This is a genomic window from Bradyrhizobium sp. TM102, assembly GCF_009176685.1.
Lineage (GTDB): Bacteria > Pseudomonadota > Alphaproteobacteria > Rhizobiales > Xanthobacteraceae > Bradyrhizobium > Bradyrhizobium ottawaense.
The window spans coordinates 4,536,984-4,563,193 of the sequence record NZ_AP021855.1 but is presented as its reverse complement, the minus strand read 5'-3'; the positions used below and the strand labels follow the sequence as shown (position 1 = coordinate 4,563,193).

15 protein-coding genes and 1 pseudogene are annotated in these 26,210 nt (G+C 65.1%); 8 read left to right on the top strand and 8 right to left on the bottom strand.

Annotation, left to right across the window (positions count from 1 at the left end; translation table 11 throughout):
• Positions 1 to 2 precede the first annotated feature (2 nt).
• A complete protein-coding gene (locus tag GDN70_RS21785; RefSeq protein ID WP_152103020.1) occupies positions 3 to 3,065 on the bottom strand; it encodes a ribonuclease E/G in 3,063 nt (1,020 codons plus the stop codon).
• A 705-nt stretch (positions 3,066 to 3,770) separates the two neighbouring features.
• Between GDN70_RS21785 and GDN70_RS21780 the strand changes: the two genes are divergently transcribed.
• From GDN70_RS21780 to GDN70_RS21765, 4 genes are all read left to right on the top strand, one after another.
• Positions 3,771 to 5,066 carry an N-acetylmuramoyl-L-alanine amidase gene (locus GDN70_RS21780; RefSeq protein ID WP_038946641.1) on the top strand — a complete coding sequence of 432 codons (1,296 nt, stop codon included), beginning with the start codon at positions 3,771 to 3,773 and terminating at the stop codon, positions 5,064 to 5,066.
• A gap of 323 nt (positions 5,067 to 5,389) precedes the next feature.
• Positions 5,390 to 7,897, top strand: a complete 2,508-nt coding sequence (locus tag GDN70_RS21775) for a penicillin-binding protein 1A (protein ID WP_028144840.1) — start codon at positions 5,390 to 5,392, stop codon at positions 7,895 to 7,897.
• Positions 7,898 to 8,008: 111 nt separating this feature from the next.
• Positions 8,009 to 9,140, top strand: a protein-coding gene (gene prfB / locus GDN70_RS21770) for a peptide chain release factor 2 (RefSeq protein ID WP_099091752.1) whose coding sequence is annotated in 2 segments (ribosomal slippage) — positions 8,009 to 8,077 and positions 8,079 to 9,140 — 1,131 coding nt in all. Because the reading frame shifts where the segments join, the coding sequence is not laid out codon by codon here.
• Positions 9,141 to 9,142: 2 nt separating this feature from the next.
• Positions 9,143 to 10,024: an NAD(P)-dependent oxidoreductase gene (locus tag GDN70_RS21765; RefSeq protein WP_028144839.1), complete on the top strand. Its 882-nt coding sequence runs from the start codon at positions 9,143 to 9,145 to the stop codon at positions 10,022 to 10,024.
• Here GDN70_RS21765 and GDN70_RS35095 read toward each other — a convergent pair.
• A complete protein-coding gene (locus GDN70_RS35095) occupies positions 10,021 to 10,341 on the bottom strand; it encodes a hypothetical protein (RefSeq protein WP_028144838.1) in 321 nt (106 codons plus the stop codon). The two genes, GDN70_RS21765 and GDN70_RS35095, sit on opposite strands and share 4 nt — an antisense overlap.
• A gap of 147 nt (positions 10,342 to 10,488) precedes the next feature.
• Between GDN70_RS35095 and GDN70_RS35695 the strand changes: the two are divergent.
• Together GDN70_RS35695 and GDN70_RS21750 are read left to right on the top strand one after the other, a co-directional pair.
• A pseudogene (locus GDN70_RS35695) lies at positions 10,489 to 11,395 on the top strand (DMT family transporter).
• Between the two features lie 108 nt (positions 11,396 to 11,503).
• A complete protein-coding gene (locus tag GDN70_RS21750; protein WP_028144836.1) occupies positions 11,504 to 12,739 on the top strand; it encodes an ABC transporter substrate-binding protein in 1,236 nt (411 codons plus the stop codon).
• 28 nt (positions 12,740 to 12,767) lie between these two features.
• On the opposite strand, the gene GDN70_RS21745 is transcribed toward GDN70_RS21750, so the two are convergent.
• Together GDN70_RS21745 and GDN70_RS21740 are read right to left on the bottom strand one after the other, a co-directional pair.
• On the bottom strand, positions 12,768 to 14,120 hold the full coding sequence (locus GDN70_RS21745) for a M23 family metallopeptidase (RefSeq protein WP_028144835.1): 1,353 nt from the start codon (positions 14,118 to 14,120) through the stop codon (positions 12,768 to 12,770).
• 110 nt (positions 14,121 to 14,230) lie between these two features.
• Positions 14,231 to 14,920: a peroxiredoxin gene (locus tag GDN70_RS21740; RefSeq protein ID WP_152103019.1), complete on the bottom strand. Its 690-nt coding sequence runs from the start codon at positions 14,918 to 14,920 to the stop codon at positions 14,231 to 14,233.
• Positions 14,921 to 15,124: 204 nt separating this feature from the next.
• Here GDN70_RS21740 and GDN70_RS21735 point away from each other — a divergent pair, with 204 nt between their 5' ends.
• Positions 15,125 to 18,937 (top strand): DUF3971 domain-containing protein, encoded by a 3,813-nt coding sequence (locus GDN70_RS21735; RefSeq protein ID WP_173015957.1) that lies wholly within the window; start codon positions 15,125 to 15,127, stop codon positions 18,935 to 18,937.
• A gap of 166 nt (positions 18,938 to 19,103) precedes the next feature.
• Here GDN70_RS21735 and GDN70_RS21730 read toward each other — a convergent pair whose 3' ends face one another.
• The 4 genes from GDN70_RS21730 to tyrS form a co-directional block, all read right to left on the bottom strand.
• Positions 19,104 to 20,798, bottom strand: a complete 1,695-nt coding sequence (locus GDN70_RS21730) for a methyl-accepting chemotaxis protein (protein ID WP_028144831.1) — start codon at positions 20,796 to 20,798, stop codon at positions 19,104 to 19,106.
• Between the two features lie 363 nt (positions 20,799 to 21,161).
• Positions 21,162 to 21,599, bottom strand: coding sequence for a DoxX family protein (locus GDN70_RS21725; RefSeq protein ID WP_028144830.1), 438 nt, complete (start codon positions 21,597 to 21,599; stop codon positions 21,162 to 21,164).
• 220 nt (positions 21,600 to 21,819) lie between these two features.
• Positions 21,820 to 23,067, bottom strand: a complete 1,248-nt coding sequence (locus tag GDN70_RS21720; RefSeq protein ID WP_152103017.1) for an MFS transporter — start codon at positions 23,065 to 23,067, stop codon at positions 21,820 to 21,822.
• A 57-nt stretch (positions 23,068 to 23,124) separates the two neighbouring features.
• On the bottom strand, positions 23,125 to 24,378 hold the full coding sequence (tyrS, locus tag GDN70_RS21715; protein WP_028144828.1) for a tyrosine--tRNA ligase: 1,254 nt from the start codon (positions 24,376 to 24,378) through the stop codon (positions 23,125 to 23,127).
• Positions 24,379 to 24,543: 165 nt separating this feature from the next.
• Between tyrS and GDN70_RS21710 the strand changes: the two genes are divergently transcribed.
• A complete protein-coding gene (locus GDN70_RS21710; protein WP_152103016.1) occupies positions 24,544 to 25,647 on the top strand; it encodes an anhydro-N-acetylmuramic acid kinase in 1,104 nt (367 codons plus the stop codon).
• The last annotated feature ends 563 nt before the right edge of the window (positions 25,648 to 26,210 follow it).

Below are 26,210 nucleotides of genomic sequence, written 5' to 3'. Positions count from 1 at the left end.
CTTTATTCACCGCCGCCGAAGCGGCGCGACCACCAGCCGGCGCGGCGTGGCGCGGCCGGCGTTTCGCTTGCCGGTTCCGGCACGGGTTGAGCTGCCGGCGGGACGGCCGGCTCGGGCGCCTGCGCAACCGGGGCTGCCGGCTCGCTCGGGCTGCTCGACAGGAAGCTCACCTTTTCCCGGACCGTGGAGCGGCGCCGCGCGGCCTTGTCGTCGGCGGGCTCTTCCTCAGCGGCAATCGGCTGAGGCTGGGCCGGCACCGCCTCGGTCTGCACCTCGACGCGCGGCTCGGGCTGCGAGACCTCAGGCTCAGCGGTGTGTTCGGCCTGGGCAATCGAGGGCGCAGCCTCGCCGCCGAAGCCGTCGAAATCGGCGACTGCGTCGGACGCTTCCGGCGGCGCATTGGCCGCGAGCTCGTCGCTGATGGAGCCGGCGAGACCGTCCTCGCTGCCGCCACGCCGACGGCGTCCGCCGCGGCGACCACGCCGGCGGCGGCGATCACCGCCGCCCTGCTGCTCGCCCCGGGCCGCCTGTTCCTCGCCTTCTTCGCCATCCTGCTCGGACTCGGCATCCTCTTCGCCTTCGCCGGCCGCAACGGCCGCCTCGGGAAGGGTCGCGGGGCTATCCTCACGCAACTCGCCGTCGCGCTGGCCACCGCGGCCGCGCCGGCGACGGCGGCGCTTGCGGCGCTGGCCGTCCTGGTCGGAGGCTGCCTCGCCCGCAGCCTGCTCCTCGGTGAGACCTTCGGTCTCCTCGGTTTCGACCTCGGATTCGAGTTCGGAATCGAATTCCTCGTCGTCATAAGCTTCTTCAACGATCGGCGGCGGGCTTGCTGCCGCCTGCGCCACCAGTAGGGCCTTGGCGGCTTCCAGCGTATGCACCTGCTCGCCGCGGTCGATGAGATAGGCCTGCGGTCCGCTGACGCTCGCGTCGGCGATGACCGACAGCGTCACCTTGAAGCCGTTCTCGAGATCGCGCAGATGGCCGCGCTTGTGGTTCAGCACATAGAGCGCGACGTCGGTGCGGGTGCGGACCACGAGATTGTGGGTCGCGCCCTTCATCAGGATCTCTTCGAGGCCGCGCAGCAGCTGCAGCGCTACCGAAGACACCGAACGGACATGGCCGGTGCCGCCGCAATGCGGGCACGGATCGGTCGAGCTCTCGAGCACGCTGGCGCGGATGCGCTGGCGCGACATCTCGAGCAGGCCGAAATGCGAGATGCGGCCGACCTGAATGCGGGCGCGGTCCTGCCGCAGGCAATCGGACAGCTTGCGCTCGACCGCACGGTTGTTGCGCTTCTCGTCCATGTCGATGAAGTCGATGACGATCAGGCCGGCGAGGTCGCGCAGGCGAAGCTGGCGAGCGACCTCTTCGGCCGCTTCCAGATTGGTCTTGAGCGCGGTGTCCTCGATATGGTGCTCGCGGGTCGATCGTCCCGAGTTGACGTCGATCGAGACCAGCGCCTCGGTCTGGTTGATCACGATGTAGCCGCCGGAGCGCAGCTGCACTGTCGGTGAGAACATCGCGTCGAGCTGGCTCTCGACGCCCATGCGCGAGAACAGCGGCTGGCCGTCCCGATACTGCTTCACCGCGCTGACATTGGCGGGCATCAGCATCTTCATGAAGTCGCGGGCTTCGCGGTAACCGGCTTCACCGGCAACCGAGATCTCGTCGATCTCCTTGTTGTAGAGGTCGCGCAGCGAGCGCTTGATCAGCGAGCCTTCCTCGTAGACGAGGGTGGGGGCCTGCGACTTCAGCGTCAGGTCGCGCACCGTCTCCCACATCCGGATCAGATATTCGAAGTCGCGCTTGATCTCGGGCTTGGTGCGGGCGGCGCCGGCGGTGCGCAGGATGATGCCCATGCCCTCGGGCACGTCCAGATCCTGCACCACTTCCTTCAGGCGCGAACGGTCCTGAGCGCTGGTGATCTTGCGGCTGATGCCGCCGCCGCGGGCGGTGTTCGGCATCAACACGGCATAGCGGCCGGCGAGCGAGAGGTAGGTGGTCAGCGCCGCGCCCTTGTTGCCGCGCTCTTCCTTGACGACCTGCACCAGCATCACCTGGCGGCGCTTGATGACTTCCTGGATCTTGTACTGGCGGCGCGGGCGGAAAGTGCGCTCCGGCACTTCCTCCAGCACGTCGTCGCCGCCGACGGATTCAACGACTTCCTCTTCGGCTTCCTCGCCGTCTTCGTCTTCGTCCTCGTCGTCTTCGCCGGTCGTTTCCGCAGCCTCGGCATGCGGCGTCTCGGCGCTCTCGCCCGCTGCATACACGGCATCGGCCGGCTCGGCGGCGGAGGTCACGGCCTCAGCCAGAGCTTCCGCATGCGCTTCGGGGGCGGCGGTCTCCTGCAGTTCGGCAGCGACCACGGGCTCGGCGCCAATCGTTGCGACAGGCGCGGGCGTCTCATCGGCGTGATCGTGGTCGTGATGATCATGCTCGCCGTCGTGACCATGGTCATGATCGTGAGCGTGATGGTGCCCGTCATCATGGGCATGATGATCGTCGTGATCATGCTCGCCATGATCATGATCGTGGTGATCGTGAGCTTCGTGCTCGCCGTGATGCTCCGCGTCGGCGTGCAGATGCTCGCCTTCGTGCAGGGCACCCTCGGCATGCTCCGGCAGCACCGCGCCTTCGATCGGCTGGGCCGTCGGATCTGCGCCTTCGACGATGTCGCTGCGCACGCGCTCGCCATGACCGCGGCGGCGGGCGTTGCGGTGGCGCGAACGGCGGCGGCCGTGGGAGCGGTTCTCGCTCTCTTCCTCGGCCTCGCGATGGGCCTGTTCCTCGGCCTCGATCAGCGCCTGCCGGTCGGCAACCGGGATCTGGTAGTAGTCGGGATGGATTTCGCTGAAGGCGAGGAAGCCGTGGCGGTTGCCGCCATATTCGACGAAGGCGGCCTGGAGCGAGGGTTCGACCCTTGTGACCTTGGCGAGGTAGATATTCCCGCGCAGTTGCTTGCGTTGCGCGGTCTCGAAATCAAACTCTTCGACGCGATTGCCGCGGACCACGACGACCCGGGTCTCTTCCGGGTGGGTGGCATCGATCAACATCTTGTTGGGCATGTCTTAACTCTTGGCGGCGGCGGGCGCGATTCACCGTGGGCGCGAGCTGCGCTGCCGGGTGACGCGACGGTCCACCTGATTCGGGGGTGAGGGGAAGGCCGAAACGCCGTCTCTCGCGCCTTGCCGAACCGGAAGCTTCAGGATCAAGGCGGCGCGCGGGATTTTCACTCCGCAGCGTCGCGAATGATCCTTCAGAATTCGTCGGCACAGTCTGGCGCATCAAGCGTCGGCCCGTATGAAACATTGGGCGGCGAGGCCGCCCTTCAATCAGTTGCTGCTGGCCAGGCATGGCGCGAGCGCGCTCGCCTTGGGGATCACGAACCGCTCCCCTGGGATCAAGGGACCGGGTAATGGGTTACGTCGCTGTCAGAACTGTCCCGGTAACGCGAGAGGTAACCCAGGACCGTCCGCCGCCGGCGCTTGACCCGCTCCACCTCGCTGCCGCGCACCGCGCTGGTCTTAGAGGGGAACGGAAAACGCTGGAATTCCCAAACCTTGAGAGTTCCGGCGCTGCACCGGGAGGCTGAATGCGACACAACCGGAAATATCGGCCGTCAGCATTCCGTACATACGAGGAATGAGCCATCGGTGCAAGGGAGCGTCGCACGGCGGTCACAGTCAGCGAGTTTCGCGTTTCTGTCATTAAGGATCGATTAACCCTGTGGTTCTATTGCGTTAAAAGGGCTGCTCGGAGGCACGGAATCGGTGGCGAGCCGCACAAATCAACGGGTTTTGCTGGGATGCGCACTTCTGTGCGCCGCAGCGTTGCCGTGCGCTGATTCCTCACGCTTGAGCGCCGCGGAAAGCCAGCCGCAACCCACTGTTGCGGTAGCGAATTTTCCAGTCGCCTCGGCCGCCCGGCTGGCCGGCGATGGCAAGCAGACACGCTTCATTCTCGACATCGACCAGACCGTTACCTTCCGTGCGGTCACGCTCGCGGACCCGTACCGGGTCGTCGTTGACGTGCCGCAGGTCAATTTTCAGCTGCCCGCGGGCACGGGGGTCGGGGGGCGCGGCCTGGTGAAGGCCTTCCGCTACGGGCTCGTCATGCCCGGCGGCTCGCGAATCGTGTTCGACCTGACGGGACCGGCCCGGATCGCCAATTCCTATGTGCTGGAGGCGGCCAACGGCCAGCCGGCTCGGCTCGTGCTGGAGCTGGAGGAGGTCGACCGGACCGCCTTCGTGCAGTCGCTCGCACCCGAAAATCGCCCCGAACTGCGGCCCACGATCGCCGAGGCGCAGCCCGCAACCGCTCCCGCGACGACAACCCCTGATACGGCGCAGCAGAAGGCCGATGGCCGCCCGGTGGTCGTGATCGATCCCGGTCATGGCGGCATCGACAACGGCACGCAGTCGAGCGGCGAGAGCGAGAAGAACCTGGTGCTGGCCTTTGGACTGGCGCTCCGCGACAAGCTGGAGAAGGCCGGCAAATACCGCGTGGTCATGACGCGGAACGACGACACCTTCATTCCTCTCAATGACCGCACCAAGATCGCCCGGAATCTGAAGGCCGCCTTGTTCGTCTCCATTCATGCCGATGCGCTGCCCCGTGCCGAGGGCGATGCGCAGGGCGCGACCATCTATACGCTGTCGGACAAGGCGTCCGACGCCGAGGCCCAGCGGCTGGCGGACGCAGAAAATCGGGCGGACGCGATCGCCGGCTTCAACCTCGCCGAGGAGCCGACCGACGTCGCCGACATCCTGATCGACCTCACGCAGCGGGAAACCCGCACCTTTTCAAACCGTTTCGCCCGTCTTCTGATGGGCGAGATGAAGTCGACGGTGCGGATGCACAAGCATCCCCTGAAGTCGGCGGGCTTCCGGGTGCTGAAGGCGCCCGACGTGCCGTCGGTGCTGGTCGAGATCGGTTATGTCTCCAATAAGGGCGACCTCGAGCATCTGGTCTCCGAGGGCTGGCGGTCGCGTGCCGTGGGCTCGATGGCGCAGGCCATCGACGGGTTCTTGACCAAGCGGATGGCCACGGCGGGATCGTCAAATTGACGACCCGGGGGATCGTCAAATTGACGACCCCGGGATCGTCAAATTGACGACCCCGGGATCGTCAAATTGACGACCGGGGGATCGTCGAATTGAAAGGGTTTTTCCGTCCCGCCACAAAAGCCCTAGTTTGGCCACAGCGGGCGCTTTATAAAAACGCCGCAGGGGGTTCCGGAATCGGAGAGAATCCCGCTCGGCAAGCGTCTAAAGTCCGGCACTGATGGTATTGCGTAAGCCGGTGAATTGGTGACGTGAAGGTTGGCCCCTGTTTGGGTGCCAAGGGGCTGATACTGAGCTGATCCAGAGATTGAACGGATAAACACATAATGCGCTTGCTGGTGCGGTTCATGGGCTTCCTGTTCGCCGCGGGAACGGTGGTGTTCCTTGTCGGTGTCGGGGCCGTGGCAGGCCTGATCTGGCATTTCTCCAAGGACTTGCCGGACTACTCTCAGCTTCAGGATTACGAGCCGCCGGTGATGACCCGCGTGCACGCGGTCGACGGCTCGCTGCTCGGCGAATACGCCAAGGAGCGGCGGCTGTATCTGCCGATCCAGGCGGTGCCGAAGCTCGTGATCAATGCGTTCCTCGCGGCCGAGGACAAGAATTTCTACGAGCATGGCGGCATCGACTACACCGGCATGGCCCGCGCGGGCGTGGTCTACATCCAGAATTACGGCTCGAACCGGCGTCCGCAGGGTGCCTCCACGATCACCCAGCAGGTCGCCAAGAACTTCCTTTTGACCAACGAGGTCTCCTTCGCCCGCAAGATCAAGGAAGCCTTGCTCGCGATGCGGATCGAGAAGACCTACTCGAAGGACAAGATCCTCGAGCTGTATCTGAACGAAATCTATCTGGGCCTCGGCGCCTACGGCATCGCGGCCGCTTCGCTGGTCTATTTCGACAAGTCGGTGAACGAGCTGACCGTGGCGGAAGCGTCCTATCTGGCCGCGCTGCCGAAGATGCCGGCGACGCTGCATCCGGTCCGCAACCGCGACCGCGCCATCGAGCGCCGCAACTACGTGATCGACCGTCTGGTGGAGAACGGCTGGATCAAGCAGGCCGACGCCGACAAGGCGCGCAAGGAGCCGCTGGCCGTCACCAACCGCTCCAACGGAGCCCACACCTTCGCCGGCGAATATTTTGCCGAGGAAGTCCGCCGCGACATCTTCGAGCGCTACGGCGAGAAGAAGCTGTATGAGGGCGGTCTCTCCGTCCGCACCACGCTCGATCCGAAGATCCAGGTGATGGCGCGCAAGGCCATGGTCTCGGGCCTCGTGAACTATGACGAGCAGCAGGGCTATCGCGGCGCCATGAGCAAGCTCGATACGTCGGGCGATTGGGGCGTGAGGCTCGCCGAGATCAAATCGCTCTCCGACATCTCGCCATGGCGTATGGCGGTCGTGCTGGAGACCAGCGACCAGTCGGCGCGCATCGGCTTCCAGCCGAGCCGTGAGCTTGGCGGCGCCGTGAGCAAGCAGCGCGAGACCGGCATCGTCACGGTTGACGGCGTGCGGTGGGCGCGAGCCGTGCAGGGCGGAACCAAAGGCAAGACGCCGACGGCGGTGTCGCAGGTGCTGCAGCCCGGCGACGTCATCTATGCCGATCCGCTCTACAAGGACGGCCAGCCTGTCGAGGGCCAGTACCGGTTGCGCCAGATCCCCGAGGTGTCGGGTGCGATGGTGGCGATGGATCCCTGGACCGGCCGCGTGCTCGCCATGGTCGGCGGCTTCTCGTTCGACCAGAGCCAGTTCAATCGCGCCACGCAGGCCTATCGGCAGCCGGGCTCGTCGTTCAAGCCGATCGTCTATTCGGCGGCGCTCGACAATGGCTATACGCCCTCGACCGTCGTGCTCGACGCCCCCATCGAAATCGACCAGGGGCAGGGCGCCGGCGTGTGGCGGCCGGAAAACTTCTCCTCGGGCAAATTCCAGGGACCGGTGACGCTGCGCAACGCGCTGCGGCAATCGCTCAACACCGTGACGGTGCGGCTGGCGCAGGACATCGGCATGCCCTTGATCGGCGAATATGCCCGCCGTTTCGGTGTCTATGACGAGCTGCCGAACTATCTGTCCTACGCGCTGGGCGCCGGCGAGACGACGGCGATGCGCATGGTCACGGCCTACTCGATGCTTGCCAATGGCGGCCGCCGCGTGAAGCCGACGCTGATCGATCGCATCCAGGACCGCTACGGACACACGATCTTCAAGCACGACCAGCGTGAATGCCGCGGCTGCGACGCGCCGGGCGGCTGGAAGAACCAGGCCGAGCCGCAGCTGATCGACCGCCGCGAGCAGGTGCTGGACTCCATGACCGCCTATCAGATCACAGAGCTGATGGAAGGCGTGGTGCAGGCCGGTACGGCCACGGTCATCAAGGAAGTCGGCAAACCCGTCGCCGGCAAAACCGGCACCACCAACGAGGCCAAGGACGCTTGGTTCGTCGGCTTCTCGCCCGACGTCGCCGTCGCCATCTACATGGGTTACGACAAGCCGCGTCCGCTGGGTAAGGGCAATGCCGCAACCGGTGGCCATCTGGCCGCTCCGATCGCGCGCGATTTCCTCAAGCTCGCGCTCGCCGACAAGCCCGCCGTTCCCTTCAAGGTGCCTGCCGGCATCAAGCTCGTGCGCGTCGTCTCCAAAACCGGCATGCGCGCAGGTCCGGGCGAGACTGGCGGAACCATTCTCGAAGCCTTCAAGCCGGGCACGGCGCCGCCGGACAATTACTCGGTCATTGGCGTTGCCGATGCCGACGGGCGCGGCGGCGTGCCGGCGTCGCAGCAGCAGCAGCCGGATTCCGGCTTCTTCATGCGGCCGGGCACCGGCGGGTTGTACTAAGGCTTAGGACAAGACAAACGATCCCGGTTCCGGCGGTTGCGCTTTGGTGCTGCCGCCGCTACATCCCGTTGCAATCTAACGCGGACCAATTCCGCGACATCAGAGAACGACATGCGCGCCGAAATCGAACGGTTGGTAGAAGAGATCAAGCAGTCAGTCGGGCTGCTGAGGAGGCATCTTTGACGTCGAGAAATCGACGGCGCGCCTCGCTGAGCTGAACAAGCTCGCAGAAGATCCCAATCTATGGAATGATCCCCAGAAAGCCCAGAAGCTGATGCAGGAGCGGACCTCGCTGGAGGATTCGCTCTCGGGCATCGGCAAGGTCGAGCAGGAGCTCGAAGACGACATCGGCATGATCGAGCTCGGCGAGGCCGAGGGCGATGCCGGCGTCGTCGCGGAAGCCGAAGCGGCTCTCAAGAATCTCAAGAAGGAAGTGGCGCGGCGCGAGCTCGAGGCGCTGCTGTCGGGCGAAGCCGACCGGTTCGATTCCTATCTCGAAGTCCATGCCGGCGCCGGCGGAACCGAGAGCCAGGACTGGGCGCAGATGCTGCTGCGCATGTACACGCGCTGGGCCGACACCCACGGCTTCAAGGTCGAGGTGCTGGAAGAGTCCGAGGGCGAAGAGGCCGGCATCAAGTCCGCGACGATCCAGGTCTCAGGCCACAACGCCTATGGCTGGCTGAAGACGGAAGCGGGCGTGCATCGTCTGGTGCGCATCTCGCCGTTCGATTCCAACGCGCGGCGGCACACCTCGTTCTCGAGCGTGCAGGTATTCCCCGTCATCGACGACAGCATCAAGATCGACATCAAGGAAGCCGACGTCCGCGTCGACACCATGCGCTCGGGCGGCGCCGGCGGCCAGCACGTCAACAAGACCGAATCCGCGGTGCGGCTGACGCACATTCCGACCGGTGTCGCCGTGGTCTGCCAAGCCGGCCGCTCCCAGCACAAGAACCGGGCTCAGGCCTGGGACATGCTGCGCGCGCGCCTGTATGAGATCGAGCTGAAGAAGCGCGAGGAGAAGGCCGCCGCCGACCAGGCCGCCAAGACCGACATCGGTTGGGGTCACCAGATCCGCTCCTACGTGCTGCAGCCCTATCAGATGGTGAAGGATCTGCGCACGGGGGTGCAGACCTCGGACACCTCGGGCGTGCTCGGCGGCGATCTCGACGACTTCATGGCCGCAACCTTGGCGCAGCGCGCCTTCGGCACCACTGGTGCCGACATCGAGGACGTGGATTAGCGATGACACGCGTCGCCTTCATCGGGCTTGGGCGGATGGGTCATGGCATGGCCGGCCGCTATCTCGATGCCGGCTTCACGGTGACGCTGTGGAATCGCAGCAAGGCCAAGGCTGAAGATTTGATCGCGCGCGGCGCGCTTTGGGCGACCTCGCCCGAGGACGCCGCAATCGATGCCGACGCGGTCGTGACCATGGTTGCCGATGACGAAGCCTCGCGCGCGGTCTGGCTCGGGCCGAAGGGCGCGGCCAAGACGGCGAAATCAGGCACCATCGCGATCGAATGCTCGACCGTCTCCTATGACCATGCCCGCGAGATGGGCCGCGAGCTGAATGCGCGCGGGCTCATCTATATCGATTGCCCCGTGACCGGATTGCCGGATGCCGCCGCCAGCGGAAAGCTGACGCTGCTGGTTGGCGCCGATGCGGCCGATCTCGAACGCGCGCGGCCGTATCTGACGCCGATCGGCTCGACCATCCGCCATTTCGGCGCGGTCGGCTCCGGCACCGTCTACAAGCTCATCAACAACCTCATGGGCGCGATCCAGATCGCCGGCCTCGCCGAGGGCCTCGCGATCGCCGAGCAGGCCGGGCTCGACATGAGCCTCGTGCTGGAATCGATTCAGGCGGGCGTCGCCGCAAGTCCGCAGGTAGCGCGCCACTCCAAGCGCATGGTTGCCCGCGATTTTTCCGGCGCGACCTTCACGGCAGCGCTGCGGCACAAGGATGCCGCCTATGCCGTCAAACTCGCGGAGAGCCTGCTGGCCGACAAGCCGCTGGTCTCGCGGGCCGCGGTCGAGGCCTACGCGCAGGCGAAGGCGGCGTTGCCTGACGACGACGAAGGCAGGATGATCGAGCTGGTGTCGCGGCCGAAGAAGCCGTCCTAGCCGGTCGCATCCACATGGGGCAGCCTCGTTCGGAACGCGGTCTCGGCATTGCCCTCGTCGTCGCCGCCGCGATTGCCTGGAGCACGGCGCCGTTCTTCACACGCCTTCTGCCGCTTGATCCCTGGACCATTCTGTTCTGGCGCGGCCTGTTCGCCGGCAGCCTGATCACGGTGCTTCTCGTGGTGATGCAAGGCCGCGCCGGGCTCGCGCTTGCTGCCGTCAGGACAGGCCTCCCTGATCGCGACGCTGGAAACGCCGCTGATGCCGTTCTGGATCTGGGTTGCCTTCCGCGAGATACCGGCCGTCCACGCGCTCATTGGCGGCGCGTTGGTGATTGGGGCGGTTGTTGCCGATATCGCGGGCGATCGGCGGTCACGGGAATGATCTCGAGTAATTTTGTCGCAAACCGGGTGGCGAAATTTTCCGCGTTGTCCTAGGCGAGCAACTGCGCCGAGGTGAAACGCATGCCCCCAAACGACAACAGGATCGACGCGCGCGATTGGTCGCTACTCGCGGTGCTCTCCGTCCTCTGGGGCGGCTCGTTCTTCTTCAACGGCGCGGCGTTGCGGGAATTGCCGCCGCTGACGCTGGTGTTTTTGCGTATCGCGCTCGGGGCGGGCATTCTGCTGCCGCTGCTGCACATGCAGGGGATCGGCTTGCCCAAGAGCATTGTGGGCTGGAAGCCTTGCGATCGGGTTGCTGAACAATGTCATCCCGTTCTCACTGATCGTGGCCGGACAGACTTTCATCCCGAGTGGACTGGCGTCGATCCTGAATGCGACGACACCGCTGTTCACGGTGGTCGTGATGGCCGCGGCGGGCGAAGAGGCCTTGCAGCTGCGGCGCGTGGCCGGCGTGGCGCTCGGCCTTGCCGGCGTGATCATCCTGCGCGGATGGGGTCTCGAGACGAGGCCGGGGCAGGGGCTCGGCATCCTGCTCTGCCTTGGCGGCGCCTTCAGCTATGGATTCGCCGCACTGGCAGCGCGGCGAATGCTGAAGGACGCAGCACCGCTCGGCACCGCGACGTTTCAACTGATGGCGTCGACGGTGATGATGGCGATCGTCGCCGGCGTGGTGGAGCAGCCTTGGCGTCTTCCGGTGCCGGGCCTGACGACCTGGCTTGCGGTGCTTGGCCTTGCGGGCCTCTCGACGGCGCTCGCTTATATCGTCTTCTTTCAGATCATACGGCGCTCCGGTGCGACCAATGTCATGCTGGTGACGCTGCTCATTCCCGTCACCGCCATCCTGCTGGGATGGCTGGTGCTGGATGAGCCGATCTCGATGCGCGAGATCGCAGGCGCCATCGTCATTGGCAGCGCGCTGCTCGTGATCGACGGACGCGTTTTGAACCTGCCGCGGCGCAGCGAGTAAAATTCCGGATCCGCCGTTTCATCTCGCGGAAAATCGAAGCGCTTGCCAGCCGCCAACGGCCTTGCGACACTCCCTACAAAACAAGACTACAAAATAGGGGAGAGACCGATGCCGGGTCGTCGCGAAAGCCTTGCTGCCCTCGCCATGCTCGCTGCGGGAGTGCTCATCACGACACCGGCCTCGGCGCAGAAAAAATACGACCCCGGCGCCAGCGACACCGAAATCAAGATCGGCAACATCATGCCCTATAGCGGGCCTGCGTCGTCCTACGGTGTGATCGGCAAGACCGAGGCCGCCTATTTCAGGATGATCAACGACCAGGGCGGGATCAACGGCCGCAAGATCAACTTCATCAGCTATGACGACGCCTATTCGCCGCCGAAGGCGATCGAACAGGCGCGCAAGCTGGTGGAGAGCGACGAGGTGCTGCTGATCTTCCAGCCGCTCGGTACGCCCTCGAATTCCGCGATCATGAAGTACATGAACGCCAAGAAGGTGCCGCAGCTGTTCGTCGCCTCCGGCGGTACCAAGTTCGGCGACCCCAAGAACTTCCCGTGGACCATGGGCTTCCAGCCCAACTACCAGAGCGAGGGACGGATCTACGCCAAGTACATCCGCGATCATTTCCCGAGCAGCAAGATCGCCGTCTTCTGGCAGAACGACGACGCCGGCAAGGACCAGTTCAAGGGTTTGAAGGACGGGCTCGGCGACAAGGCCAATATGATCATCGCCGACAAGTCCTACGAGGTCAGCGATCCCTCGATCGACTCGCAGATCGTCGCCCTGCACGATTCTGGTGCGGACATCTTCTTCTCATGGGCCGCCCCGAAGGGCTCGGCGCAAGCGATCCGGAAGGTCGGCGAGCTCGGCTGGAAACCGAAATTCTTCCTCGCCAACACCGCGACTTCGGTCGCCTCGGTGCTCAAGCCTGCCGGGCTCGACTATTCCAAGGACATCATCTCGACGGTCTATCTGAAGGACCCGACCGATCCGACCTGGGACAAGGATCCGGCCGTGGTAAAATGGCGCGAATTCATGGACAGATACTATCCCGACGGCGACAAGGCCAATTCCAACAACATCTACGGTTATGTCCAGGCCGAGGCGATGGCGCAGGTGCTGAAGCAGTGCGGCGATAATCTCACCCGTGAGAACGTCATGAAGCAGGCCGCGAACCTGAAGGATTTCCACACCGACCTGATGCTGCCCGGCATCATGGTCAACACCTCACCGGACGATTATTTCCCGATTGAGCAGATGCAGCTGATGCGCTTCAACGGGCAAGCCTGGGAGCTGTTCGGCGACGTCATCACCGGCGAGGTTGGCCACGAGCGCAGCCAGTGATCATGCACAGGCGCCTTTGGTCGCGGGCTTAGCCCGCGCTGAGACGCACGCCAGCGCGCAGGAACTTCTGCGGATCGACCGCTTCGCCCTCGATGCGGGTCTCGTAGTGCAGATGCGGACCGGTGGATCGACCGGTCGACCCGACCAGACCGACGACCTGGCCGATCTTCACGGTCTCGCCGACCCTGACGTTGATCTCGGAGAGATGGCCGTAGCGGGTCGAAAGCCCGTTGCCGTGGTCGACCTCGACCATGCGGCCGTAACCGCCGGACCAGCCGGCGGACACCACCTTGCCGTTGGCGGTGACGCGAACCGGATCGCCGGTGGCGGCGCGGAAATCGAGCCCGGTATGCATCGCGGGCCGGCCGAGGAAGGGATCGCTGCGGACGCCGAAGCCGGAGGTGAATTCGACCTCGCCGATGACGGGCTTGCGATACGGCACCAGCGCCAGCGTGCGGTTGAGACGATCCATCTCGGCGCGAGTGGTGTTGATGCGAGAGAGCTGCTTCTCGAACGGTCCGGCATTGGCCGTCAGTTTGACCGGTACGAACGGCCCACCCATCGCGCTGCGCGGCACGGCGGATTCGAGATTGGCGAGATTCAGGCCGAGATCACTGACCACGCCGCGCATCCGGCGCATGCGTGAATCCATGCCTTCCTCGACGGCGCTGAGCGCCGCCATCTGGCGCCGTTCAACCTGGTCGAGCGAGGTCGTGAGCCGAACCAGGACGTTGTCGAAACCCTGATTCTTGGCGAATTGGCTGGTCGGGGGAGCAGCCACGGTCGGCGCGCGCGATTCCAGCCGCGCCTCACGGTCCGGCGGTGCCACGAAAATCACGGTGTCGCTGATCGGCGAGGGTTTTGGCGTGCTCTGGCTCGCCTCGCCGCGCTGCGGGGCCGCGCGGGGGATCGAACCGGTCACGTCAGGCATGGCCCCAAGCGCCGTGGCCCGGGACTCCAGCGCCGTCTGGCGCTTCATGATCTGGTCGAGTTTCTGGTCGAACTGTTCCTGGTCGAGCAACTGGCGGCTGGTGGTGCGGTCGACCTTGGCGCGCAGCTCGGCGATGCGGTCCTCATAGGCGTATTGCATCTCGGCCTGGCGGGCGATCAGCCGGGTCAGGACGTCGTCACGAAAGGCGAAATAGGTGGCGGTTGCCGCCGACCAGAGACCGAGCAGCACCACCGTGCCGACCACGATCCAGAACACCACGGGCCCGAAGCGCACCTGCTTGCCGGCATGGACGATGGTGTAGGCGTCGTCGGTCGCGGGAAGGGGAATCGCTGCGGCTGCCGCGAGGGCAGGACGGCGTTGGAAGGCCCGTCCGTGGTCGTGAGGATGATGTTGGGCGTACTGCGAGTATTGGGCAGAACTTTTCGACATCGGCACTCCCGCGCCGGTCGGATGAGTCCGTACGGCCTAATTGCCGCAGCAATCTGGGCCGGTCATGGTTAATTTTCCGGAAATGGGAACGCGCGAATTTAAAGGACTGGTTAAAGACTTCTTGCCGCTTCCAGCACCTCGTCGGCATGGCCGTCGACCCGGACGTTGCGCCAGATCCTGGCCAGTTTGCCATCCGCCCCGACCAGTATCGTGGTGCGAAGAATCCCAAGGAAGCTCTTGCCATACATGGACTTTTCGCCCCACGCGCCATAGGCTTCCAGCATCTGGTGCGTCTCATCCGAGATCAGGGGGATACCGAGCTTGTGCTTGTCGCGGAACTTCTCCTGAGCCTTTAACGGATCGGCGGAGACGCCGAGCACGGCGGTATCGGCGGCCGCGAAGGCACCGGCGAGGCGAGTGAAGTCGATCGCCTCCCGGGTGCAGCCCGGGGTGTCGGCGCGGGGGTAGAAGAATAGGACGAGCTTTCTGCCGGCATAGTCCGCCAATGTGACCACCTCGCCGCCGTCGCGGGGCAGGCGGAAGGCGGGGGCCTTCTGGCCCTCGGCCAGGCCCGACTTCGCCTTGGCGGGCGGAGCCACTGATTTGGAGGAATTTAACTGTTTCGATGCGGCCTTATGTGATCCTGCCTTTGCTAAGGTCCCGGTTGATTTGGTCGCCGGTGTCCGCTGTGTTTTCGCGGACTTTGTCGGAGTAGAGGCCCGCGGTTTCAGGGCCTTCTTTTTAGCCGTCGGACTGCCGGAGGGCGTTTTGGACGATTTCGCTCGGGATTTCTTGGACATACGCCTTCCTTTCGACGCTTTCGGCGGGTCAACCGAAACGGTATTGCAGCTCTCGTCCGGTGTGCCGGAATCGCGCCCTCGGCTGGGCAAGTCTGGCGGCGCCGGAGTATGGTTACAAGGAATTCCACGCACCACCCCACTGCTCGTTGAACGCGCTCCCGGGGCGAAATGACGAACAGCAGGAATATTCGAGGTATGGCGGCAATGCCGGCGCAGGGAGCTTCGCTTCCCGTGGACGGCTGCGGTCCCGGCGGCGCTCAATCCTCTGACGGGCGCCTGTATCGAGAGGCAATGGCAAGGAATAAGTCGCCCCAGGATTTCAATCGGGACTTCGATCGGCGCGGCGTTCAGCAACAGCCGCAGGAATGGGACGACGCCGATTGGGATCCGGATCAGGAGGCGGCCGCGGGCCATCGCGCGCGCCGGCTGTTGTCGCGTTCCAATTCGGGCTTTCATCGCTTCGGTGACGGTTTTGGCGCGTTGCGGCGCTGGCTGGCGGCCGATCGCTGGCTAAAGCGCGTTGTCCTTGTCGTCGGGACTCTCGCCGTCATCTTCATCGGCTGCTTCGGCGCGCTGTGGTGGCGGCTCGGTGCCGGCCCCATCAATCTCGACATTGCAACGCCATGGCTGGCGGCCGCGATCGAGGACAATATCGGTCACGGCAACACGGTTGAGATCGGAGGCACCCAGATCGAGCGCGCCGGCCGGGTCCGCATCGCCGTCCGCATCCGAGACATCATCGTCCGCGATCGCGATCACGCCGTCGTTGCCAGCGCGCCGAAGGCTGAAGTGAAGCTATCGGGTGCGGGCCTCTTGATGGGGCATTTGCGCGCCGAGAGCCTCAATCTAGTCGATGCTGAGCTTGCGATCCGCATCGCGCCCGACGGTACCGTCACCGTGTCCGCCGGCGATACCGCAAAGCCGCTGGCAACCGGCGTCGCCTCGAAGAAGGACGCGGGTCTGCCGCCGACGTTCCCGCGCAATGGCGTCCCGCCGCCGCCATTCGCCACGGGGCCCGCGAGCCAGGATCCATCACAATCCGCCTCTCAAGGCCCGCCTCAGGCGACGGCGCAGAGCGGCATCCTTCAGGGCCTCGACTGGCTCGACAGTCTGAGCATGACCGGCCTCGACGGCCAGAACCTCAACGAGATCGGTCTGAAGAACGGCAACCTGATCGTCGACGATCAGCAGCGCGGCAGCAAATGGTCGTTTGAGAACATCACGCTCAGCCTTCGCCGGCCGAGCCGCGGGGGCGTCACGCTCAGCCTGGGCGAAGAGGGCGCGCGCCCATGGATGCTGCGCGCCACGATCGGGCCGGCCGAGAACGGCGTGCGCTCGGTCGACATCAAGGCCGACAAGGTCTCGACCTCCAACATCCTGTTGGCGTTGCGGGTCAAGGATCTCACCTACACGGCCGACCTGCCGCTGACGGGCGAGCTCAAGGGCGAACTCGGCCGCGATGGCGTGCCGACCTTCTTCCGCGGCAAGCTCGCGGTCGGCGCCGGCAATATCATCGACACCGACACGCCAGACTATCCGATGGCGATCGACCAGGCCGAGATCAACGTCGAGTGGGACGCCAACCGGCGGGTGCTGGTGGCACCGTTCAAGATCCTGTCGGGCGCGAACCGCCTGACGCTTCTGGCCCATCTCGAGCCGCCCAACGGCACCATCAACGACTGGCAGCTCGGCTTCAGCGGCGGTTCGATCCTGCTCGGCGGCATCGACAACGAGCCGCCGCTCGTCTTCAACCGCATCGCGATCGGCTTCCGCTTCGACACCGACCACAAGCGCCTCTTGCTGACGCAGGCCGACATCAGCAATGGCGAGATCGGCGTCGCCGGCACGGGTGCGATCGACTATTCCGGCGAGCCGCGGCTGACGCTGGGCTTTGCGGGAACGCCGATGTCGGCCTCCGCGCTCAAGCGGATGTGGCCGACGCTGGTCGTTCCCGAGTTGCGCGAATGGGTGATCGAGCGGATCGAGCGCGGAACGCTCCAGCGCATCGAGATCGGCGTCAATTCGCCCACGAAAAACCTTCCGCGCAAGGGGCCGCCCATTCCTGACGACGGCCTCTCGGTCAACATCGTGGCGAGCGGCGTCGCGGTCCGTCCCGTGGACGGCATGCCTGTTGTGCACGATGCCGATCTGAAGGCGCGCGTGACCGGCCGCACCGCGACCGTGACCATCGGGCAGGGCATTGCCGATACGCCAGCCGGCCGCAAGGTCACGATTTCCGATTTCGTCTTCGAGGTGCCTGATATGGCGCCCAAGCCGTCGCCGTCGCGGACCAGGTTCCGCGTCGAGGGGCCTGTGCCGGCGGCCGCCGAGATGCTCTCGAATGATCGCCTGAGCGATCTGTCGTCGACGGTCGTCGATCCCAACACCAGCAAGGGGACTTTCACGGCGAATATCCAGCTCGGCCTCCCGGTCAAGGGCGAGCTGACCAAGGCGGACACGACTTACGCCGTCACCGCCGACCTCAACGGTTTTGCCGCCGACAAGCTGGTGATGAACCAGAAGCTGGAGGCCAACACTCTCAAGATCGTCGCGAGCAACACGGGCTATCAGGTCAAGGGCGACGTCAAGATCAACGGGCAGGCGGCCTCGCTCGACTATCGCAAGCCGGCCGAGGGCGACGCGGATGTCAGGTTGCAGGCAACGCTGGACGATGCGAGCCGGGCGCGCCTGGGATTCGATCTCAGCCCCGCCGTCAGTGGATCGTTGCCGATCAAGCTGTCGGGCAAGATCGCCGGCGGCCCCGACCAGACGACGAAGCTCGGCGTCGAGGCCGACCTGACCTCGGTGAAGCTCGACAACATCCTGCCCGGCTGGGTCAAGCTGCCGGGCAAGTCGGGCAAGGCCAGCTTCAAGGTCGTGCCGACCGCGCAATCGACGCGTCTGGAAGACATCGTCATCGAAGGTGGTGGCGCCTCGATCAAGGGCTCGCTCGAGGTCGACGCGAACGGCGATCTCATGAGCGCGAACTTCCCGACCTATTCGCCGTCCGATGGCGACAAGGCGTCGCTGAAGGTGGAGCGCAGCCAGGATGGCGTCATCAAGGGCACCATGCGCGGCGACGTGTTCGACGGCCGTGGCTTCCTGAAGTCGGCGATCTCCGGCAATTCCAAGGACGACAAGAACAAGATGAAGAACGTCGATTTCGACATCGACGTGAAGCTCGGCGCCGTCGCGGGTTTCAACGGCGAGGCCATGCGCAGCGTCGATGCCAAGATGTCGAAACGCAATGGTGCCATCAAGGCCTTAACATTGAGCGGCAAGGTCGGCAAAGACACGCCGGTGGCGGCTGATCTGCGCGGCGGGCGTGCACAGGGCAACCGCGAGGTGATCTACCTCCAGACCAACGATGCCGGCGCGCTGCTGCGCTTCACCGATACCTATACCAAGGCGGTCGGCGGCCAGATGGTGGTGGCGATGGAGCCGCCGACATCCGAGCCGAACACCTCGCGCGAGGGCCTCATCAACGTCCGCGACTTCACGGTGAAGGGCGAGGCGCAGCTCGAGCGCGTTGCCGCCGGCGCGCCCAACGGCACCGGCAACGGTGTCTCGTTCAGCGCGCTCCGCGCCGAGTTCACACGGCAGAACGGCGCGCTCACGGTCCGTGACGGCGTAGTCAAGGGTCCCATGATCGGCGCCACCATCGAGGGCTCGATCGATTATCCCGGCAACCAGGTCTGCATGAGCGGCACCTTCGTGCCGATGTATGGCGTCAACAACATCTTCGGCCAGATCCCGTTGTTCGGCATCTTCCTCGGCGGCGGCAACAATGAAGGGTTGATCGGCGTGACTTATGAGGTCGTCGGCACGCCGGCTGCGCCCGTGATGCGCGTCAATCCGATCTCGGCGATGGCCCCGGGCCTGTTCCGCAAGATCTTCGAGTTCAACACCGGCAAGCAGAACTCGCCGTTCGAAGAATTCCCCTCGCAGTCAAACGACGGTTCGACCGGCTCGACGCGCCAGCTCTCGAGCGGCTGCAGCCTGACGCGGCGGCAGTAGGGGCGGCTGTCTCCGGCGTCACGGCCGGGCTGTCCCGGCCATCCACGCCTCACACACGGCACCAGGAACGTGGATGCCCGGGCCTTCGCCTCGCCGAAGCGGCTTCGGCCGCGCAGGCGGGACAAGCCCGGGCATGACGGAGATCGCTTGGAGTGTTGTCGGCCGCCTAAGCCGCGCGCACGCCTGCGAGGAATGTCCCGACTTCGCCGGAGAGCTGCTCGGCCTGCTTGGAGAGGTTCGAGGCGGCGGCGAGCACCATGCCGGCGGCATTGCCGGTCTCGTTCGCGGCGGTAGAGACGCCGCCGATATTGGTGGTGACTTCCTTGGTGGCTTCCGCGGTCTGCGAGACGCTGCGGGCGATCTCGGCGGTGGCGGCGCCTTGCTCCTCGATGGCGGCACCGATCGAGGTGGCGATGCGGCTGACCTCCTCGATGGTGGCGGTGATGCCGCCGATGGCGTCCACGGCCTCCTTGGTCGCGCCCTGGATCTGCGCGATCTTGTCGCCGATCTCGCGGGTGGCTTCGGCGGTCTGGCTCGCCAGCGACTTCACCTCGGAGGCGACCACGGCAAAGCCGCGGCCGGCTTCACCGGCGCGCGCGGCCTCGATGGTGGCGTTGAGAGCGAGCAAGTTGGTCTGCGCCGCGATGCTGGAGATCAACTCGGCGACATGCTCGATCTGCTGGGCACCGTCCGAGAGCGCGCGCACGATGGTGTCGGTGCGGCGCGCGCTGTCCACGGCGCGTCCCGTGACTTCTGCGGACTGGGCGACCTGGCGGCTGATCTCGGTGATGGAGGAGGAGAGCTCTTCGGCGGCGGCCGCGACGGTCTGGACGCGCTGGCTGGCCTCGGTGGCGGCCGTGCCGACCACGGCGGCGCGGCGGTTGGTGCCCTCAGCCGTGGATGACATCGATTTCGCGGTGGTCTCGAGCTCGCCGGAGCCGGAGGCCATCAGGCCGACGAGCTGACCGACGGAGGCATCGAAGCGATCGGCGAGGGCGATCAGGGCGTCGCGCTTCTCCTGCTCGCTGCGGGTCTTGGCGGCGACCTGCTCGGCTTCCAGGTTCCGCGCCGTCAGCGCGGTCTGCCTGAGCACTTCGAGTGTCTCGGCCATGCGGCCGATCTCGTCGCCGCGGTCGGTCTCCTCGACCGGGTTATCGATGGCGCCTTCCGAAATCTCCTGCATGCGGTTCTTCTGGCGGTCGAGCGCGCCGAGCACGTCGCGAGCGATCAGCCAGGACAGCGTCGCCATCAGCAGCATCAGGCCGACGCCGATCGCGCCGAGCTCCAGCGTCAGGGCGCGCACGTCGGCGTCGATGTCGTCGACATAGAGGCCGTAGCTGATGGTCGCGTTCCAGGGCGCGAATTTGCGCGCGAAGACGGTCTTGCGCACGGGCTCGGTCTGGCCGGGGCGGGGGTAGAGATAGGAGGTCACTCCGCCCTGCGCGGTCTCGCCGCCAGCCTTGATGATGGCGTCGGCGATCAGGACGCCGTTGGAGTCTTTGGCTCCGGTGATCTTGCCTTCCAGCTGCTGATTGGCGCCGTTCACCAGGATGGAGGTGTCGGGGTTGTAGACGACGGGGTAGCCCTGGTTGCCGTTGAAGTTCATGCGGCGGCCACGCTGGTGGAACTGGGCTTTGGCGTCGGCCGACGTCAGCTTGCCGGCGGTAACCTCTTCCTGAAGAGATTGCGCGTAGTTGTAGAGCAGCTCTACCGCAGTCCGCATCTGCTGGACGCGGTCCTCCATCATGCGGCTCTTGCTGAGGACGGACGATACGCCGATGATGGCTGTGACTGTGAGAGCTGAAAGACAGACCATGCTGGCGAGCTTGGTCCGGATCTTGAGATGACTCATCAGCTTCATCGCAGCCTCGAAAAAAATGGTTGTTATTGCTCGCGTCGGTAGCATGAAGTTCTTACCAATCATGAATGGACGCGTGCGACGTGCTGCCGCGCGCGCAGCGTCCGCAGCCGGATGCGCACGCATGCAGGCGGAAACGCGCTTCGCCAGTGCGTGGCGCGTCAGGTCGCCGAGACAGATGATGTCGGAATGTGGTGGTGACCGAGCCCGGCCGGAGCGGCAATGAACCGATTCGTTCACCGCATCGTCATGGCCGTGCTGCTCGTGGCCGCCCTCGTCCTGATCTGGAACGTGCTGGGCGCGCACTGAGTCGGCACCGGCAGATCCGCCGGTGCCGTCTTGCGTTCAGATTAATTTGCGAGCGCCTCAGCGCCGTGCGTAGGCATCGCCCGCCGCGTCACTCTCCTTGCCCATCAGCGCATCTACGCTGACCGAACCGCCGCCGGCGGCCGCGAGGTAGAGGCAGGCGAAGCAGAACAGGATTGCTGCGGTGCCGCCATTGAGCAGCGGCAAGAGCACCGGCGTTTCGCCTTTGAGCATGTGGCCCATGAAGTAAGCGAAGGCCATTTCGCCCGAGAGAATGAAAGCGGTGAGGCGGGTGAACAGGCCGAGCATCAGAAGCGCGCCGAGCACGAGTTCGAGCGCACCTGCCGTCCAGATCAGCGGCGGGATGTTGGCGAAGTAGGGGAGCACCGGAAACTTGAAGATCTTTGCGATGCCGTACTGGAACAGCAGCAATCCGGTGACGAAGCGAAACAGGCTCAAGAGAACCGGTTGAAAGCGAGTGAGATACGGAAAGTTCATTGGTTTGTGCCCTCCATCCAATGCTGCGACTTGGACCGCATTCGGTTTCGCCCTGCAAGCCGTGCGCACTCGATTCGTCCTGACATTTTCGTCATGTCGGACAAAACACCGCAGGCCAGGATTTCAGCCGCGTACGACCGCAGCTTTCGCGCGTATTCCGCGTCGCGCCCATCCGTAATTTCCCGGTGACGCGGATGCGCGCAAGTTACCTCCAGGACACCTACCGCCGCAAGGCGGGCACGATCAGGAACGGGATCATCCCGAGCACCACGCTCGCAAGTGCGAAAGCAAGCAGCGCGTTGTACCCGTGGGTCGCGTCATGGATCAGGCCGCCGCTCCAGGAGCCGAACGCCGAACCGAGGCCACTGCCGATCGAGATGGTGCCGTAGATGGTCCCGACCCGCTTGCCCTGGAAAATCCTCATCGCCGTGGCGCTGATCAGCGGGCCGCGCGAGCCCATCATGCTGCCGAAGCAGACGACGAAACCGGTGAGCAGCAGGATGTTCGGAGAATACTGCAACAGCCAGAGCAGGACGATGCCGAGGATCGAGATCGCGTAGCTCAGCAGCACCGACGGCCGGCGCCCGATCAGGCCGTCGAGCGCGGAGACGCCGAGCATGCCGAACACAAGCACGACGCCGGAGAAACCCCAGGCGGTCGCAGCCTGCAGCGGCGGAAAGCCGGCGTCGATCAGATAGGCCACGATCTGTGCGGCGATTGAGTACATGCCGACGGCAGTGAAGAAAAAGGTCCAGAACAGCGCCCAGAAGGCGTGATGGCGCATGGCACGGAGCAGGGTCCAGCCATTGTCGACGAAATCAGGGTCGGTCCTCTTCACGACATGCGGCGAGCCCGCGGCGAACAGCCGCCACGGCAGCAGCATCAGCGGGAGCAACAGGCCCAGTGCCGTAAAACCGAATAGCTGGTAGGTGTCGCGCCAGCCGATGTGATCGATCAGGAGTTGCGAAGCCGGCAACAGCGCCAGCACGCCGCCGCCCATCGCTGAATACACCACCGACATTGCCGTCGGCAGACGAGGGCCGAACCAGCGGCCGAGCAGGATCGAGTTCGGCACGATGCCGATGAAGGCAACGCCGATGCCGACGCAGAGGCCGATCGAGAGTTGGAACTGCCTGAGATGTTGCGCGTGGGCTGCGACCAGGAACGCCGCGCCCAGCAGCAGCAGCCCGAGCGCATAGACGATGCGTGGTCCGGAATGGTCGAACAGGCGTCCGACGAAGGGCGCAGTGAGACCGCTCGCGAGCCAGGTCAGTGAATAGACCGAGACGATCTGCGCGCGGTCCCAGCCAAAACTTTCCGAAATCGGTTTCAGGAACACCGTAAAGCTGTCGCCGAGCCCGCGGCCGAGCACGGCCAGCGTGAAGCACAGAGCGAGCACGACGAGCGCGGTGCGAACAGCGTCCCGCTGATCGCTCGCGACGTTCTCCCTGGGCGTGTTCTGATCCATTGTCCGTCACGGAGCGCGCATCCGTGCGCCCTGACAAGCAGCGAAAAGCTCATACGCCTATGCAGGCTTAAGGAGGACGTGCTTCTTCTTGCCGAAGGACAGCTTGATCACGCCCTCGGGCGTCAGATTGTTTGCCGACAGTGCCATCTTTTCGTCAGTGACCGGCTCGTCGTTGACGCGAAGGCCGCCGCCCTTGATCTGGCGCCGGGCTTCGCCGTTGGAGGCAACGAGGCCCGCCTTGACGAAGGCGTTGAGCACGCCGAGGCCGGCGTCGATCTCACCCTGCGGAATTTGCACCGTCGGCAGGGTTTCGGCCAGCGCGCCTTCCTCGAAGGTGCGGCGCGCGGTCTCCGCCGCCTCGTTCGCGGCCTCGCGGCCGTGCAGCAGCGCGGTCGCTTCAGTGGCGAGCACCTTCTTGGCCTCGTTGATCTCCGAGCCGCCGAGCGCTTCGAGCTTCCTGATCTCAGCCATCGGCAGCGTCGTGAACAGCTTCAGGAATTTGCCGACGTCGGCATCCTCGGTGTTGCGCCAGTACTGCCAGAAATCATAAGGCGAGAACGCGTCGGCGTTGAGCCAGACCGCGCCTTGCGCCGTCTTGCCCATCTTGGCGCCCGATGCCGTCGTCAGCAGCGGCGTCGTCAGTGCGAACAGCTGATGGGTGCCCATGCGGCGGCCGAGATCGACGCCCATGATGATGTTGCCCCACTGGTCCGAGCCGCCCATCTGCAATTTGCAGCCGGTGCGCTTGGCGAGCTCGACGAAGTCGTAGGCCTGGCAGACCATGTAGTTGAACTCGATGAAGCTCATCTCCTGCTCGCGCTCGAGGCGCAGCCGCACGGAGTCCATCGTCAGCATGCGGTTGACCGAGAAGTGTCGCCCGACGTCGCGCAGCATCTCGATCCAGTTCAGCTTGGTCAGCCACTCCGCATTGTCGAGCATGATGGCGTCGCTCTTGCCCTCGCCATAGCGCAATACCTTGGCGAACACGCCGCGGATCGATTCCTTATTGGCCTCGATCTCGGCGACGGTGCGCATCGCGCGCGTCTCGTCCTTGCCGGAGGGATCGCCCACCATGGTGGTGCCGCCGCCCATCAGCGTGATCGGCTTGTTGCCGGACTCTTGGAGCCAGTGCAGCATCATCATGGTGAGGTAATTGCCGATATGCAGCGAGCGGGCGGTGCAATCGTAGCCGACATAGGCGGTCGCCTCGCCCTTGGCGGCGAGCGCGTCCAGCCCCTCGAAATCGGAGCACTGGTGAATGAATCCACGTTCCTGCAGGGTGTTGAGGAAATCCGATTTAAATGCAGTCATCTGTCGGCGTGCCTGACAATTCTTGGTTTACTGTTTTGGGCGCAATTTAAGGGTCTTCCGTGGGAACTCGATTGCTGCCCGCCACTTTGGCCTGTGGCATTATAAGATGTGTCCCTCTGGCACAAGATCGGCATGCCGGAGGGGGTCTCTTGAGGACGCTGATCCATGATGTTGACGGCACTCGGTTTGATGAGCGGCACCTCGCTGGACGGGGTGGATGTCGCGCTGATCGAAACCGATGGAAAACAGGTGAAGGCATTCGGGCCGTCCGGCTACCGGGCCTATAGCCCTGCGGAGCGCAATCTGCTGCGCCAGGCGCTCTCCGAGGCTGTGCACCTGCTGCAACGTGACGCCCGGCCAGGCGTCCTGGCCGAGGCCGAGCGCGCGGTGACACGGGCCCATGCCGAGGCGGTTGCCGCCTTCTTTGCCCAGAACCGCATGAAGCCCGAGGACATCGACATCGTCGGCTTCCACGGCCAGACCGTGCTGCACCGCCCCGAGAAACGGCTGACGGTGCAGATCGGCGACGCGCCGGCGCTGGCGAGAGCGATCCATATCCCCGTGATGCATGATTTCCGCGCCGCCGACGTCGAGGCTGGCGGGCAGGGGGCGCCCTTCGTACCCGTCTACCACCGCGCGCTCGCCAACTCGCTGGATCGCGAGGGGCCGATCGTCGTGGTCAATATCGGCGGCGTCTCCAACATCACCTATATCGACGGCAACGACACGCTGATCGCCTGCGACACCGGCCCCGGCAACGCGCTGCTGGACGATTTCATGTACCGCACCATGAACCAGGCGTTCGATGCGGAAGGAAAGTTCGCAGCGCTCGGGAAGGTCGATGAGGCCTGGATCGCGCGCGCGCTCGAGCTGCCATTCTTTGCATTGCCTCCGCCGAAATCGCTCGACCGCAACGATTTCGCCGCGCTGAAGCTCGGCGAGGTGGCGCCGGCTGACGGCGCCGCGACCCTGACCGCCTTCACCGCGACGGCGATCGCCCGCATCATCCCGTTGCTGCCGCGTCGGCCGCGGAGCTGGATCGTCTGCGGCGGCGGCGCCCGCAATCTCACCATGCTGCGGATGCTGCGGGAGCGGGTGGGATCGGCGACCGTCGAGGCCGCCGAGACGCTCGGCTGGGCCTCCGACGCCATCGAAGCCCAGGCCTTCGGCTTCCTCGCCGCGCGTGGGCTGAAGGGCCTGCCGTTGTCCTATCCGGCCACCACGGGCGTGCCGATGCCGATGACGGGCGGGGTGATCGCGCGGCCCTGAGGCGGCTTCCCGAATTGGGGCACTGCCTCGCCCTTCCAATCGGCTTTCAAGATTGCAGACACGCCTTCGTACTCTCGCGGCAGGTTTCGCCCGAGCCTTGCTGTCGTTCGGCGCCCTCAATCGGACCAGAGGACGCAGGGAAGGCCGGGCGCCGGCGGCACCCGCAGGTCCGTGGGCGATTAGAACGCACACGGGGTGGACCACAGGTGTGCCGGTCGCCCGGCCTTCCCTGCGCGGATGGTTTTAACGGTGTCCTTCGTGCTCTCCTCGGGGAGCGTTGCACTATTGCCCCCGTCGCCTTGCGGATGGCTGATGCACGTGCCCGGTCGGGCCGCCGCATCACCGCAAGCCTTGACGCCAGAACCCCGGGCGTCGGGACCACACGACTTCTCCGTCCGCGGACGGCTTGGCCTCAACATCCGGGGCTTGCGTGTGCCCGCCCCAGAGCATCGACCAAACCGCTGTGACCGCGCCGTGTCGTATGCGCGTTGTGCCGGGACTCACGGTCGCCCGCCCTGTCCTCACGCACATCGCGCCGGCGCTACCGCGTCCACCGCACCCCG